This window comes from Mameliella sp. MMSF_3455 (assembly GCF_030733205.1).
Classification (GTDB): Bacteria; Pseudomonadota; Alphaproteobacteria; order Rhodobacterales; family Rhodobacteraceae; genus Antarctobacter.
On the sequence record NZ_JASHJL010000003.1, the window covers coordinates 174,371 to 187,969 of the forward strand.

Below are 13,599 nucleotides of genomic sequence, written 5' to 3' on the forward strand. Positions count from 1 at the left end.
AGGGCATTGTCGTTTGTGGATTAGACTATCAAGTCCGCGCTTTCACGCTCCGCCACCATCTTCAACGCGGGGCGATTGGCACAGCGATCCAGCCACGCTGTGACGGCGGGGTTGTCGGGCGCGGCGTCGGGCAGCCATTGAAAGGGGCTGGACAGCAGTAGGTCCACCGCCGAATAATCCTCGCCCAAGAGGTAGGGCTGGCCGTCCAGTGCCTCTGCCAGCCGCGCCACAACGGTTTTCATGTCGCGGAAGGTCGTCTGCACGATGGGATGGTCGATCCCGGCCCAGTCGAGGACAAGCAGCGGCTCCATCACGCCCTGGTAGTAGAACAACCAGCTGAGGAAGGCCCCGCGCTGGGGATGTCCGACGGGGCGACCAAGACCGGCATCGGGAAACCTGTCGGTCAGGTAGGCGATGATGGCGCCGCGTTCGCGCACGCTGTCCGTGCCGTCTGTCAGGTAAGGCACCTTCTTTTCGGGGTGGCGGTTCTGCGGGTCCGGTGCGCCGCTGCCATCGCCGCGGGCGACAGTGACCTCGATAACTTCAACCTGGTCGGCGATGCCCATCTCCTCGATCAGCGCCATGATGGAGGTCGAGCGGGAATGCGGGGCGTGGAAAAGCTTGAGCATGGGTTTCTCCTGTTACTCGGGAATGCCTTGCCTTAACGGCCGCCTCCTGACAGATGCTGTCAGCATGGCCCGGACCGATCGCCTCTTTCGTCTGATGGACACCCTGCGCCGTCTGCCTGCGCCGGTGACCGCTGACCGGTTGGCAGTCGAGACGGGCGTTTCACGGCGTCAGCTGTATCGGGACATTGCCACGTTGCGCGCGGGGGGCGCTCTGATCGATGGCGAGGCAGGGGTGGGCTATCGGCTGACCGAGGATCCGGCCCTGCCGCCGCAGAGCTTTTCCCGGCTGGAGATCGAGGCGCTGGTGCTTGCCGTCGGAGAATTGCGCCAGACCGGCGACGCCGCGCTGGAGGCGGCGGGCCAATCTGCCCTGGCGCGGATCATCGCCACGCTCACCGACGGGCAGTCGCGGCTGGCCATGCACACGGTCCTGCGCAGCTTTCGCCCGCCACCCAGGCCGGTCGAGGCTACCGTGGACATGGCGCTGTTGCGGCAGGCCTGCTGGGAAGAACTGGCCTTGGATGTCCGCTATCGCGATCTCAAGGGGCAGGTGACCGACCGAGAGGTCTGGCCGTTGGGGATCAGCTATTCGGAGGGCACCTTGATGGTGCTGGTCTGGTGCTGCCTGCGCCAGGACTGGCGCCTGTTCCACACCAAGGGGATCGAAAGCGCCTGTCTGAACTGGCGCAGCTTTCGCCCCAGGCGTGTGCCCTTGCTTCGCGACTACGCGGCGCGCTGCGCGGGCACGGCCTAGGGAGTGGCCTCAGGCGTCGCTGTCGACGGCCAATTCGCCTGGATAGGTATTTCTCTCGGGCGCCGGGGTCGGATCGACCGCCGGAGCGTCCATCAGGAAGGCAAAGGCGTCGCGCACCTTGTCCCAAGTTGCCTTGTCACTGGCCGCCAGCAGGTAGCCCGAGGTCGTGTCGCCGGCGTATTCCGACCCGTCCAGCATGGCCACATGGCCACCCGCCTGCCGGGTTACGACGACGCCCGCGGGCTGGTCCCACGCGGTCAGCTTGGCGAACAGCACGAAATCGACCTCGCCCTGTGCCAACGTGCGGAATTCATGGCAGGCACAGCGCAGCGACCAGACCCGCTCGAATTTCGGCAGGGTGGCAGCGGCTTCGGCGCGCTTGTCCTCGGGGATCAGGAACAGCGGCACGAACCCGTTGAGCTGGTCCAGCGGCTTGTTCTGGTCGTGGTCGGTATTGACGAAACGGCTGTCGCGGCGCGGCAGCTGCATCTGGGCGGGATGCTCTGTGTCGGCCCAGACGATGTCGTTCAGTACCGGATCGTAAAGCAGGCCGAAGACCGGGCGGCCAAAGCGCAGCACGGAAACCATGACCCCGAAGAGCGGCAGGCCCTTCGCGAAGTTCCAGGTGCCGTCCACCGGGTCGATGGTAAAGCAGAGCTCGGCCTCGGGGATCTTCTTGACCAGATCGGGGTTCGACGAGGCCGCCTCTTCGCCGACGATCACGGCAGAGGGAAAGAACCGTTGCAGGCCACGGGTGATCATCGCCTCGGCGCTGGTGTCTGCCTCTGTCACCAGGTCCTGCGGGCCGGTCTTTTCGCCGATCTGATGGGTGCCAAGCTTGCGGAAACGCGGCATGATCTCGGCCTTGGCGGCGCGACGGACAAGGTTGAACAGCTGCGTGCGCTGGGCAGAGGTCAGCGGCGCCGTGACCGGCATCGGCAGGGAATCACTCATGGGACAGATCCGGCGATGGTTTCGGTTATCCACGGTGGTGCCAGTCCGGCGCGAGGGATGCAACGTGACAGCCTGTCCGAATCGTCACTCCCGCGCGCGAAGTATCCCCGCGGGCCGTGTTGCAAGCGGGCGCCAGGCAAAGCCCAGCCCGGCCAGCAGCGTGGCCAGTACGCCGCCGGTGACGATTCCGATGGCCGAGGGCCAGATCACCGCGAAATCGGTTTCCATCACGAAGGTCATGACGGCCCAGGCCCCGGCGATACCGGCGCCCAACGCGACCGCGCCCGCCGCACCGCCCAGAAGGGCAGAGCGCAGGGCAAAGCTTTGCAGGATGCGGGTGCGGGTGGCGCCGAGGGTCTTCAGCACGGCCGCCTCGTAGGTGCGCGCACCTTCGCCCGCCGCCGCCGCGCCGATCAGCACCAGAAAGCCGGTCAGCAGTGTCGCCGCCGCGCCCCAGCGCACCGCTTGGCCGATACCGTCCAACAGGTCGCTGACCCGGTCGATGGCGTCGCGGACGCGGATGGCGGTGATGTTGGGATATTGACCGGCGAGGTCGCGGAGGATCTGCGCCTCGGCCGATTCCTCGGCGTAGACGGTCGAGATGAAGGTATGCGGTGCAGCCTGCAGCGCGGCGGGGTTCATCGTCATGACAAAGCCGATGCCGGCGGTCGAGAAATCGACTTCGCGGAACGAGGTGATGGTCGCGGTGATGTCGCGCCCCAGGATGTTGACGGTCAGCGTGTCGCCCAGCTTGAGGCCCATTTCCTGCGCCTCTTCAGCGGCAAAGCTGACCTGCGGCGGGCCGTTGTAGTCCTTTGACCACCATTCGCCGGCGGTCACGGTGGTGCGGGCGCCGGGTGTTTCGGCATAGGTCACGCCCCGGTCACCGCGCAGAACCCAGTGGCCGCCCACCGCCTCTGTCGCCGGTTGACCATTGATGCGGGTGATGATGCCGCGCAGCATGGGCGCGCTGTCGATGCGGCTGACGGCGGGGTCGTTTTCCAGCCGCTCGAGGTAGCCGGGCATCTGGTCTTTCTGGATGTCCACAAAGAAATACGAGGGCGCGACCTGCCAGAGGTCGCGCTGGATCGCGCTTTGCAGATTGCCGTCGATCTGGCCGATGGAGGCCAGCACCGTCAGGCCAAGACCCAGCGACAGCACAACGGACCCGGCACTTTCGCGCGGTCCTCCGATGGCGCCCAGCGCCCAGCGCCATGCGGGTCTGCCGCGTGCGGCGGGTGTGGCGAGGCGGGCCATCCAGCGGATCGCCCAGGCGGCCCCCAGCAGCACCAGCAGTGCCCCCGCGATGCCGCCCGCGATCCAGAGCGTCAGGCCGGGCCGCCCGGCGAACAGCGTGGCACTACCGACCAGCAGGGCGACCAGCACCAGCGTTGCCAGCACATAGCGCCAGGCGGGCAGCAGCCGTGCGCTGTCCAGCGCATCGCGGAACAGGGTCGCGGCGCGCACCTCTTCGGCCCGGGCCAGGGGCCAGAGCGTGAACAGCAGGGCAGTCAGCACGCCGTAGAGCGCCGCCTCTGCCAATGCGCCGGGGTATAGGGTAAAGACCGTGGGTACCGGCAAAGCGCCCGCGATGAGCGGGGCAAAGAGGATCGGCACCAGCGCGCCAAGGATCAGGCCCAGCGTGATGCCGACAAGGCTGAGCACACCAATCTGGATGAAATAGGTCTGGAAGATGGTGCTGCGCGTGGCGCCCAGCGTGCGCAGCGTGGCGATCACGCTAGTCTTGCGCGCAAGATAGGCGCGCACCGCCGCCGACACGCCGATCCCGCCCACGGCCAGACCGGACAGCCCGACGAGGACGAGGAAACTGCCCAGCCTCTCGACGAACCGTGCGATGCCGGGGGCACCGTTGCGCGCGTCGCGCCAGCTCAGGCCCTTGTCCTCGAACCGCTCCAGCGCCTCGGCGCGGGCGGTATCGAGGTCGGTGCCCGGGGGCAGGAGCATCCGGTATTCCGTTTCGAACAGAGAGCCTTCGCTGAGCAGGCCCGAACCTTGCAGATCTGCGGTTCGGACGATGGTGCGCGGGCCGAGGCCGAAGCCGTCCCCGGCGTCGTCCGGTTCCACGGCTATGGTTGCCCGCAGGGTGAACTCCTGCGTGCCAAGGCGGAATGTTTCGCCGGGCAACAGCGCCAGCCGGTCGGCAAGGATCGGGGCCATGATGGCGCCCTGATCCCGCAGAGCCTCGGCCAAGGGCATCGGCGGGTCCAGCACGACCTCACCCAGCAGGGGGTAGGCGGCGTCCACGGATTTCACCTGCGTCAGACCGCGTTCGGTGGTGCCGTCGCGTGTTACCGTGGCCATCGAACGGAAATCCGTCACCTCGGAGACAGAAGTGGCGGTCTCCTGCATCCACGCGCGCTCATCCTCGGCGGCAAAGCGGTAGGTGAATTCGGCCAGGGCGTCGCCGCCCAGCAGGACGGCGCCCTGATCCTCTAGCCCCGTCTGGATCGCCGAGCGGACAGAGCCGACGCCGGCAATGGCGGCCACACCCAGGGCAAGGCAGGCCAGGAAAATGCGGAAGCCGCGCAAGCCGCCGCGCAACTCGCGCCGGGCAAAGCGCGCCGAGGTGGCAAGGCTCATTCCGCGGCCCTCAATTCGGTCGAGGCGACGCGGCCATCGTCCAGGTGCACAACCCGGTCGCAGCGCGCTGCGAGGTCCGGTGCATGGGTGACGAGCACCAGCGTCGCGCCATGTTCCTGCGACAGCCCGAACAGAAGGTCGACGATGGCGGCACCATTCGCCCCGTCGAGGTTGCCCGTGGGTTCATCGGCCAAAAGAATGTCTGGTTCCGGCGCCAGCGCGCGGGCCAGCGCAACGCGCTGTTGTTCCCCGCCCGACATCTGCGCCGGGTAGTGATCGGCGCGGGCGGCCAGCCCGACCTTGTCCAGCATCGCCCGCGCCCGGTCGAATGCCCGGCGGTCGCCCGCAAGTTCCAGCGGCGTTGCGACGTTTTCCAGCGCGGTCATGGTCGGGATCAGGTGGAAGGATTGGAACACAACGCCCATGTGGTCGCGACGAAAACGCGCCAGGGCATCCTCGCTCATCGTCGTCAGGTCATGGTCCAGCGCGTGCACCTGCCCGGTGCTGGCCCGTTCCAACCCGCCCATGATCATCAGCAGAGAGGACTTGCCTGATCCCGACGGCCCGACAAGGCCCAGCGTCTCTCCCCGGGTCACGTCGAGCGAGATTCCATGCAGGATTTCCACCAATCCGGCATTGCCCCTGAGGCTGAGGGTGACATTTTGGAGCGAGAGAACGGCATCGGACACGGGGGGCCTCGGAACATGTTGCACTGGGTCAGATATGGGCTGTTGGGCTTGCGCAACAAGGCACTGGTGATGGTCTTGCTGCTGGTGGCGACGGGTGCCGCGGCAGAGCGGGTGCATATCCTGGCGCTGGGCGACAGCCTGACGCAGGGCTATGGGCTGATCGAACGGGAAGGGTTCGTGCCGCAACTGCGGAGCTGGCTGACTGAGCGCGGCCATGATGTACGGATCGTCAACGCCGGGGTGTCGGGGGATACCACGGCGGGTGGGCTGGCGCGGGTGGACTGGTCGCTGACCCCCGAAATCCAGGCGATGATCGTGGCGCTTGGCGGGAATGACCTGTTGCGAGGCATAGATCCGGCGGCGGCGCGTGCCAATATCGAGGGCATCCTGAAGGTCGCCGAGGCGCGCGGGCTGGAGGTGCTATTGATCGGGATGTCGGCGCCGGGCAACTACGGCCCCGACTACAAGGCACAGTTCGATGCAATCTACCCGGAACTGGCAGAGGCCTATGACACTTTGTATCTGGAGAGCTTCTTTGCAGGTCTGATGCAAGACGGCGAGATGCCCGATGATCCGGGGCGTTACATGCAGCCCGATGGCATCCATCCCAATGCGACCGGCGTGGCGCGCATCGTCGAGGCGGTCGGGCCGAAGGTCGAAGCGCTGATCGCTCAGGTCGACCGCTGAGGGTCAGGCGTCGACCTCGGTGCATTCGTGACCGAGCATATGCAGGGTGGATAGGATCAAGGTCATGCCAACCATCAGACTGACGCTGAGATACAGGCCGAAGGCAGCGAGGATCGACATGTCGAAGCCGAGCCACCCGACAACCGCGCAGACCAGACCGATCATGCAGCCAATAAGGAAATAAAAGATAGCCACTATGCCCTCCATCTGCTTGGAAGGTAGGTGGCCAGACCCTAACAGAACCTTAAGACCCGATGCCCGGTGCAGGGCATAATCTTTAAGATTCTTCATGTTCCGCTGACAGCGCGCCAGGCAAAGCCCGGCAGCCTCGCGGCCATTTTCTGCATCAGGGGGCCATAGTCCGTCTCTCCGGCCATCATGCGCAGGTATTCGCCGCGCAGGGTGCGAGAGCCGCGGAAACTGCGGATGAAGGCAGGGCGCAGCGTTTCGCGGAACATCAGGTTGCGCAACAGCCGGGCATGGCGCAATCCGCGATGGATCGGGCGCAACGCTCTTGTATAAGCGGCCAAGGCATTGTCCGGGGTTCCCTGTTCAAGCGCGCGCCGCGCGGCCTCGGCCGCAAGGGCGCCGCTGTCCAGCGCGTGGGCAATGCCCTCGCCGGTGATTGTATCAACAAGTCCGGCGGCATCCCCTGCCAGCAGGATGCGTCCCTTGCCCGGGACGGTTCGGAAATCGCCAAAGGGCAGGAACTGCCCTTTGACCGGCAGCGTGTCCGGCAGGCCGAGTTGGTCGAGATAGTGGTACAGCGCGGATTTCATGTCAGCGTTGCGGGACAACACGCCGCCGAGGCCCACGGTGGTGCCCAGCGGCTTGGGGAACTGCCAGCCATAGCCCCAGTCCGCGGCGCCGAAATCGATACGCAGCGGGCGGTCGGGATCGGCGCCGGGGTGCTCGACCTCCAGCGCAAACCCGATCCGGGCCCTGTCGAAGGCGGTGCCAAAGAGTGTCCTCGCGGTGTTGCTGTTGACACCGTCAGCGGCGATCAGCAGCGGGGCCTCGATCCGGCCGCCGGGCAGATCCAGGGCCGGACCATCGAGATCCAGCCTGCCGCTCTGCCCGGTGAAGTCCACCACGCCGGCCGCAAGCGCCTGTTCGACCAAGGCTGCATCCAGCTCGTATCGCATGCCCAGGTACAAGGGCGGGGCATCACGGCTGTCGCCAAGTGGCTGACCGAAAGCATGAAAGGTGAACCTGTCCCGCCGCTCGAGCGGAACAGGCGGCAACGTCCCGCCAAAGGTCCGGCCATAGCGGGCAATGGCGCGGCCGGTCAGGCCGCCGCCGCACAGTTTGTTCCGAGGGAATCGCGCCTTGTCGACCATGGCGACGCGCAGACCGGCCCGAACTGCGTTCATGGCAGCGGCGGACCCGGCGGGTCCGGCCCCAAGAACGATCAGATCGAAGCGCCCGGATGCCTGCGCGCTCTTCTGCGTCACAGAACGGTGACTTTGGCGCCGGGTTGAACGCGTTCGTAGAGGTCGATCACATGGTCATTGATCATCCGGACGCAGCCGTTTGAGACCGAACGACCGATCGACCGGGGGGCCGTCGTGCCGTGGATCGCGTTGAAGGTGTAGCGCCCGTTGCGATACAGATACAGTGCGCGAGCGCCCAGTGGGTTGCCGGGGCCACCGGGCTGGACATAGTCGTTGTCGATAAACTTTTCATAGGCGCTCGGGTTGCGCTTGATCATCGCGTCGGTCGGACGCCACGTCGGCCACTTCTTCTTGCCGCCGACGTCGTAGGTGCCCGAAATCGCCTGCCCCGCGGTGCCAAGTCCGACACCATAGCGACGCGCCTGTCCCGGTGCCTCGACCAAATAAAGGAAATGCGCCTTGGACAGGATCAGGATCTGTCCGGGAGCCAGGTCCGGCTTGATCGAGACGACCTGCGGCTTGAATTTCGTGTCCACCGAATAGGCGAGCGCGGGCATCGGGAATGCCGCGGCGGTGGCCGAGGCGGCAAGGAAAGTACGGCGGTTCAACATGGCAGCCTCTGCGAATTTATCCGGAGTGCGGCATGGTATTTGGCCCAAGACGGTCCGAAAAGCAATCCCGCGAGCGCCCAAGGGGTGTCACGTTGCCGTGCACCTGCACTTCTCGTGGCACGCACACGCGGTAAATCGCTCCTTCGCGGGTCATTCCTTGGGAACATCCGCGTTGCGCCCGGCCAGGACCACGCTGACCAGATAGGCGGACTGCGGGGTCATCCCGGCCATGATCGCGGCGGCGGCATCGGGGCGCATTCGGGCAAGGAAACCTGCGGCGAACTGGGGGTCCATCTCCTCGAAGAGGGCGGCGGCCTGCTTGGGTTTCATGTTGGCGTAGACGTCGGTCAGCTTTTCGACATCGTCCGAGGCAGCAGTCCTTGCCAGAGCGAGCGTCTGTTTCAAGCTGGCCTCGGCCGCTGCCAGGGCTTGCATCTTGCGTTCGATTTCCGCTTCGGCGACGGCCAGCGCCTGCATGCGCACGTCAATAGCCGCTTCGCGCTTGCGCAGTCGGGCCTCGCGCGCATCCAGCGCCTCCAGCAGGGGCTTGATGTCGGCCTCTGCCACCACGCGCGGAGCAGGTTGACCGGCGGCGGGCCCGGCCTTGGCCACATCTGCCGCAAGGGCCGCCTCCAGTTGGGGTTTCGGCCCTGTGTCGCCTTCGCGGGCAAATGCCTCGCTTGCGCCCACGGCCAACCGCAACAGGCCGGATGTCACCAGCAGGGCGCAGATCGCCGCCAGAGCGCCGCGCGGCTTGCGCTTGGGCGTCTTGCGCGCGGATCTTGCGGCGCCGGGGCGCGCGGAAACCTTGGCTTTGGCCATGTTCAACCCTCGTGTTGCGTGGCGATGCGCGTTCAGTTGCGCGAGTGACGCAGGAAAACCGGATCCTTGGCGTCCTGCTGTGGCGGTGCGCTGTTCTGCGGCAGGTCATGCATCGAGGCCACCAGCAGTTCCAGGCGGCGGGCGACGTCCTCGGCCCGGTCGGTCAGTTCGCCCAGCGACTTGTTCGATTCGCCGGCGCTTTTCTGGGCATTGCCCAGGGTCCTGGTCAGGTCGTCGACCTGTGCCGACAGCACCGCGACGGCGCCACCGACGCCGTTTTCCAGGTCGGTAAAGCGCGACAGCCGACGCGCCAAGATAAAACAGTAGAAACCGGCGCCCAACGCACCCGCCACCAGCAGGATATCTGCAATTGCTTCCATTCCCATCTCCCTCAATTCAGGACAAATTCAAGCACGAGGAGGTCGCGCACCCGGCCTTCGCCGGCCACCAGCTTGATTCGGCGCAGCATCTGCCCGCGCAGCCGTACAAGGGCGCCCTGCGCCTCGATGTCCTGCGCTTCGAGCGCGCGGAGGTAGCTGTTGAGCACGTCCTGGATGCGCGGCAAGATCTTTTCGACCTCGCTCTTGTATTCCGACGGCACCTCGAGGCTGGCGCGAAATCGCAGGTGGCTCGCATGGGCGTTTGGTCCCAGCGAAATCAGCACCGGCGGCACTTCGATGAAACTGACGTCGGGCAAGGCCTTTGTTGCCACATGCGGTTCGCCGTGATCCGCCGGGGCATGTGTTACCGCCGTCTTGCCTCCGCCGAGGCCAAGCAGACCCGACTGCACCGCGTAAAACCCGCCACCGCCGCCAACAAGCGCAAGCACCAGGCCAATGATCAGCGGCAGTTTTGACGGCTTCTTGCCGGCAATCTCGTCTCCATCAACGGTGGCGTCAGACATTCTTTACCTCTTCGTCGGCGATGGGCCCGTTGTAACGAAAAGGGGCTAACTGATTGTTAAGGCGAATAGGTCAACCTCGGCACAACCGAACAGAATGTTTGGAGCGGAGGTCGGTCTTGAATCAGGTACTGTCGAGCTGGAATGCCCTTGCCGGGCGTCAACGCATGATCGTCATTGGTGCCACGGTGGTGGTGATGCTGGCGGTTCTTGGCCTGACGCGTCTGGCGTCGGCGCCCAACATGGCCCTGCTTTATGCGGGTCTGGAAAACGATGCTGCGGGTGACGTCGTCAAGGCGCTGGAGGCCCGCGGGGTTCAGTATGACGTGCGCGCCGGGGCGATTTTCGTCCCCGAGGCAGAGCGCGATGCGCTGCGACTCACTCTTGCCAGCGAAGGACTGCCGGCAAATAGCGGCCAAGGTTACGAGTTGCTGGACGGGCTATCCGGTTTCGGGACCACCAGCCAGATGTTCGACGCCGCCTACTGGCGCGCCAAAGAGGGTGAATTGGCGCGCACGATCGTCTCGAACCCCCAGATTGCAAGCGCCCGCGTCCATATCGCCAACTCCAGCGCGAATCCCTTTCAGCGTGACGTGACGCCCACGGCCTCGATTTCCGTGACGACGACCGGCGCGGTGCTGAACGCGGCGCAGGCGCGGGCGCTGAAATTCCTTGTCGCCTCGGCCGTTCCTGGCCTGGTTCCTGAAAATGTTGCGGTGATCGACGGCAAGGGTGGGCTGATCGGCGCCGAGGACAAGACCGGCGGCGGCGTGACCGCAGATGACAAGGCCGCCATGCTGCGCGATCGCGTCCAGCGCCTGATGGAGGCCCGCGTCGGATCCGGCAACGCGGTGGTCGAGGTCAGCGTCGATACGGTCACGGAACTGGAACTGATCCGTCAGCACAGTTTCGATCCCGACGGCCGCGTGATCGTCTCGACCGATACCGAGGAGCGCACCGATAAGTCGGAAAACCTGGGCGGGGGAGGCGATGTCACCGTGGCGTCGAACCTGCCCGATGGCGGCGCCGGGGGCGGACCGGACCAGTCGACCACGGCCAAGTCCGAAACGCGGGAGCGAATCAACTACGAGATCTCCGAAACCACCCGCGAGATCACCCGCCAGCCTGGCGCGATCAAGCGGTTGACCGTCGCTGTCCTGGTCAACGGCAGTTTTGAGCCGGCAGCCGATGGCACCCAGACATTTGTTCCCCTTCCCGAAACCGAGCTGGAAGCGCTGCGTGACCTCGTAGCCTCGGCCGTTGGTTTCGACGAGGAACGCGGCGACCAGATCACCCTTCGGTCGATGCCTTTCGAACGGCCGGACGGGCTGGGCACCGGCCCGCTGGAACCCGGCCTGTTCTCGGGTTCTCTCGACATGATGCGGCTGATCCAGATGGGGGTTCTTGCGGTGGTGGCTCTGATCCTCGGACTTTTTGTTCTGCGTCCCATCCTGTCGCGGGGTGAGACGGTGACGGCCAGCGCCGGGGCGTTGCCCGCTCCCGGCCTCCCCACTGAAGGCGAGGCACTGGAAGGCGAGATCGAAACCAACGACAGTTTCGACAACCTGCCCGTTTTGGCGGACGGCCCGGATTTCAGCTCCATGGGCATGGTCGATTTCGATGCCCCCGCCGAAGAGGATCCCGTGGAGCGCCTGCGCAATCTGATCGAGGCGCGCAAGACGGAAACCGTCGAGATCCTGCGCAGCTGGCTTGAGGAAGACAAGGAAGACGCGACATGAGCGCGATTGCGGAGCTTCTCGAGGATTTCGGCGCCAAGGCCAAGGCGGCAGCGCCCGCCGCGCCGCAGGAATCAACCGAACCGCAGATCACCGAAGCCGAGATCGAAGGGCAGAAACTCGAAGCTTTCGAGAAAGGTTATCGCGCTGGCTGGGACGATTCGGTCAAGGCGCAGTCCGACGACCGCACGCGGATATCCAGCGCCCTGGGCCAGCATCTCCAGGACCTGAGTTTCACGTATCATGAGGCCTATACCCAGGTCATGAACGCGGTGACGCCGCTGCTGGACGAGATGGTGCGCTCGCTTTTGCCGGAAATGGCCCGGCAGACACTGGGCCATCATATCGTCCAGCAACTGCAAGCCATGAGCCTCGAGATTGGCAGGATGGATGTCGAGATCGCGGTGCACCCGGATCGGGTCGAGGCGGTCAAGCCGCTGCTCGATCAGGACTTCGGGTTTCCGATCCGCCTGAGCCCGGACGATTCGCTGGCCGAGGAACAGGCCGACATCCGTTTTGGCGCAACCGAACGCCAGATCGACCTGAGCGATCTTGCCGCCTCGCTGGCCGAGGCCGTGGCGGGTTTTGCACATGACAACCAGAGGAAAATGAAACATGGATAGCGCGCAGACCGCCGCCCGCAGCGATCAGGGCACGCCCTTTACCTCGGTCCCGATCGAGATCACGGTTTCCGTGGGTCGCGCGCGCCCGCTGGTGCGCGAACTCCTGCAACTGAACGAAGGCTCCGTTCTGACGCTGGACAAGCAGCTCGACGATCCGGTCGAACTCTATGTCGGGGAAAAGCTGATCGCCATCGGCGTGCTTGAGGTCGTCGACGGCGATGGATCCGGCCAGTTGGCGGTTCGGATCACCGAAGTGGTCGACCTTCAGTCGCCGGCCTGAGCGATGCGTATCCTCCTGCCGGTGCTGGCGCTTTGCCTGTTGTGGCCGGGCATGGCCAGCGCCCAGTCCATCGCAATCGACATGGGCGATGGCGGGTCGGTCACGGCCACGTCGATCCAGCTGATCGCACTGATCACCCTGCTGAGCCTGGCGCCGGGCCTTGCCATCATGGTGACCTGCTTTCCCTTCATGGTGACGGTCCTAGCGATTCTGCGTCAGGCCGTGGGTCTGCAGCAATCACCACCCAACATGCTGATCGTCAGCCTGGCGCTGTTCCTGACCTATTTCGTGATGGAACCAGTCTTCAAAGAAGCTTGGGAAACGGGCGTCCAGCCCTTGCTGGAGGAACAGATAGAGGTCGAGGAGGCCGCGGTTCTGGCCATTGAACCCTTCCGCGACTTCATGGCAGGCCGCGCCGATCCGGATACCTATCGTGCAATGGCCGACCTTCGCCCGGACGCGGTCGAGACCGCCCTTTCGCCCGAGGCACCCCTGTCCGTTCTGGTGCCAAGTTTCATGCTCTCCGAGGTGGCGCGGGCATTCCAGGTGGGCTTCCTGATCTTCCTGCCGTTCCTGATCATCGACCTCGTCGTTGCCGCCGTATTGATGTCGATGGGCATGATGATGGTGCCGCCAGCCATCGTGTCGCTGCCTTTCAAGCTGGCCTTCTTCGTCTTGGCGGATGGTTGGGCGCTGCTCGCCGGAAGCCTGGTTCGCGGATATTTTTAGGCGTCATTTAGGTTAACGGGATTAAGGTTAATGCGGCCAAGGTTGGTGAAGCAGTGGCTGATCATGGCTGGCGCGATGAGGGCCGGTCGAAGGGCAGATGAGCCGTCGGCGGGCGGCGGCGACACCGGCATGCGGGAAGTCGCAGCAATGCTCGGCTGGCCGCAAGACGATCCCCGCCGCCGTTCCATG

At 65.3% G+C, this 13,599-nt stretch carries 16 protein-coding genes; 6 read left to right on the top strand and 10 right to left on the bottom strand.

Annotated elements, in window-relative coordinates:
* Nucleotides 1-20 precede the first annotated feature (20 nt).
* Nucleotides 21-629 carry a glutathione S-transferase family protein gene (locus RBB42_RS03085; protein WP_305969710.1) on the bottom strand — a complete coding sequence of 203 codons (609 nt, stop codon included), beginning with the start codon at nt 627-629 and terminating at the stop codon, nt 21-23.
* 64 nt (nt 630-693) lie between these two features.
* On the opposite strand from RBB42_RS03085, the gene RBB42_RS03090 reads away from it, so the two are divergent.
* Nucleotides 694-1,383, top strand: coding sequence for a helix-turn-helix transcriptional regulator (locus RBB42_RS03090; RefSeq protein ID WP_305969711.1), 690 nt, complete (start codon nt 694-696; stop codon nt 1,381-1,383).
* A gap of 9 nt (nt 1,384-1,392) precedes the next feature.
* Here RBB42_RS03090 and RBB42_RS03095 read toward each other — a convergent pair whose 3' ends face one another.
* The 3 genes from RBB42_RS03095 to RBB42_RS03105 all read right to left on the bottom strand — a co-directional run bounded on the left by RBB42_RS03095 (nt 1,393) and on the right by RBB42_RS03105 (nt 5,627).
* Nucleotides 1,393-2,337 carry an inositol monophosphatase family protein gene (locus RBB42_RS03095; protein WP_305969712.1) on the bottom strand — a complete coding sequence of 315 codons (945 nt, stop codon included), beginning with the start codon at nt 2,335-2,337 and terminating at the stop codon, nt 1,393-1,395.
* An 84-nt stretch (nt 2,338-2,421) separates the two neighbouring features.
* Nucleotides 2,422-4,938, bottom strand: coding sequence for an ABC transporter permease (locus RBB42_RS03100; RefSeq protein WP_305969713.1), 2,517 nt, complete (start codon nt 4,936-4,938; stop codon nt 2,422-2,424).
* Complete coding sequence (locus RBB42_RS03105; protein WP_305969714.1) at nt 4,935-5,627, bottom strand: ABC transporter ATP-binding protein; 693 nt, start codon at nt 5,625-5,627, stop codon at nt 4,935-4,937. Before RBB42_RS03105 ends, RBB42_RS03100 begins: the two co-directional genes overlap by 4 nt.
* A 15-nt stretch (nt 5,628-5,642) precedes the next feature.
* On the opposite strand from RBB42_RS03105, the gene RBB42_RS03110 reads away from it, so the two are divergent.
* Complete coding sequence (locus RBB42_RS03110; RefSeq protein WP_305969715.1) at nt 5,643-6,314, top strand: arylesterase; 672 nt, start codon at nt 5,643-5,645, stop codon at nt 6,312-6,314.
* A gap of 3 nt (nt 6,315-6,317) precedes the next feature.
* Here RBB42_RS03110 and RBB42_RS03115 read toward each other — a convergent pair whose 3' ends face one another.
* The 6 genes from RBB42_RS03115 to RBB42_RS03140 all read right to left on the bottom strand — a co-directional run bounded on the left by RBB42_RS03115 (nt 6,318) and on the right by RBB42_RS03140 (nt 10,045).
* A complete protein-coding gene (locus tag RBB42_RS03115; protein WP_305969716.1) occupies nt 6,318-6,605 on the bottom strand; it encodes a hypothetical protein in 288 nt (95 codons plus the stop codon).
* Complete coding sequence (locus RBB42_RS03120) at nt 6,602-7,768, bottom strand: geranylgeranyl reductase family protein (protein ID WP_305969717.1); 1,167 nt, start codon at nt 7,766-7,768, stop codon at nt 6,602-6,604. The genes RBB42_RS03115 and RBB42_RS03120 overlap by 4 nt, the downstream gene beginning before the upstream one ends.
* Entirely contained in the window at nt 7,765-8,319 is a 555-nt protein-coding gene (locus RBB42_RS03125; protein ID WP_305969718.1) for a L,D-transpeptidase, read from the bottom strand. Before RBB42_RS03125 ends, RBB42_RS03120 begins: the two co-directional genes overlap by 4 nt.
* A gap of 150 nt (nt 8,320-8,469) precedes the next feature.
* The gene (locus RBB42_RS03130) at nt 8,470-9,141 is read right to left on the bottom strand and encodes a MotE family protein (protein ID WP_305969719.1); all 672 of its coding nucleotides are present in this window, start codon (nt 9,139-9,141) and stop codon (nt 8,470-8,472) included.
* A 32-nt stretch (nt 9,142-9,173) separates the two neighbouring features.
* The gene (locus tag RBB42_RS03135) at nt 9,174-9,521 is read right to left on the bottom strand and encodes a hypothetical protein (protein WP_219512169.1); all 348 of its coding nucleotides are present in this window, start codon (nt 9,519-9,521) and stop codon (nt 9,174-9,176) included.
* A gap of 11 nt (nt 9,522-9,532) precedes the next feature.
* Complete coding sequence (locus RBB42_RS03140; RefSeq protein WP_305969720.1) at nt 9,533-10,045, bottom strand: flagellar basal body-associated FliL family protein; 513 nt, start codon at nt 10,043-10,045, stop codon at nt 9,533-9,535.
* Nucleotides 10,046-10,161: 116 nt separating this feature from the next.
* On the opposite strand from RBB42_RS03140, the gene fliF reads away from it, so the two are divergent.
* Genes fliF through fliP form a run of 4 tightly spaced genes read left to right on the top strand, consistent with a single transcriptional unit; the run spans nt 10,162 to nt 13,410 of the window.
* Nucleotides 10,162-11,781 (top strand): flagellar basal-body MS-ring/collar protein FliF, encoded by a 1,620-nt coding sequence (gene fliF / locus RBB42_RS03145; protein ID WP_305969721.1) that lies wholly within the window; start codon nt 10,162-10,164, stop codon nt 11,779-11,781.
* The gene (locus tag RBB42_RS03150) at nt 11,778-12,401 is read left to right on the top strand and encodes a FliH/SctL family protein (RefSeq protein ID WP_305969722.1); all 624 of its coding nucleotides are present in this window, start codon (nt 11,778-11,780) and stop codon (nt 12,399-12,401) included. Before fliF ends, RBB42_RS03150 begins: the two co-directional genes overlap by 4 nt.
* Nucleotides 12,394-12,681, top strand: coding sequence for a FliM/FliN family flagellar motor switch protein (locus RBB42_RS03155; RefSeq protein ID WP_043143049.1), 288 nt, complete (start codon nt 12,394-12,396; stop codon nt 12,679-12,681). Before RBB42_RS03150 ends, RBB42_RS03155 begins: the two co-directional genes overlap by 8 nt.
* A 3-nt stretch (nt 12,682-12,684) precedes the next feature.
* Nucleotides 12,685-13,410 (top strand): flagellar type III secretion system pore protein FliP, encoded by a 726-nt coding sequence (gene fliP, locus RBB42_RS03160; RefSeq protein WP_305969723.1) that lies wholly within the window; start codon nt 12,685-12,687, stop codon nt 13,408-13,410.
* The last annotated feature ends 189 nt before the right edge of the window (nt 13,411-13,599 follow it).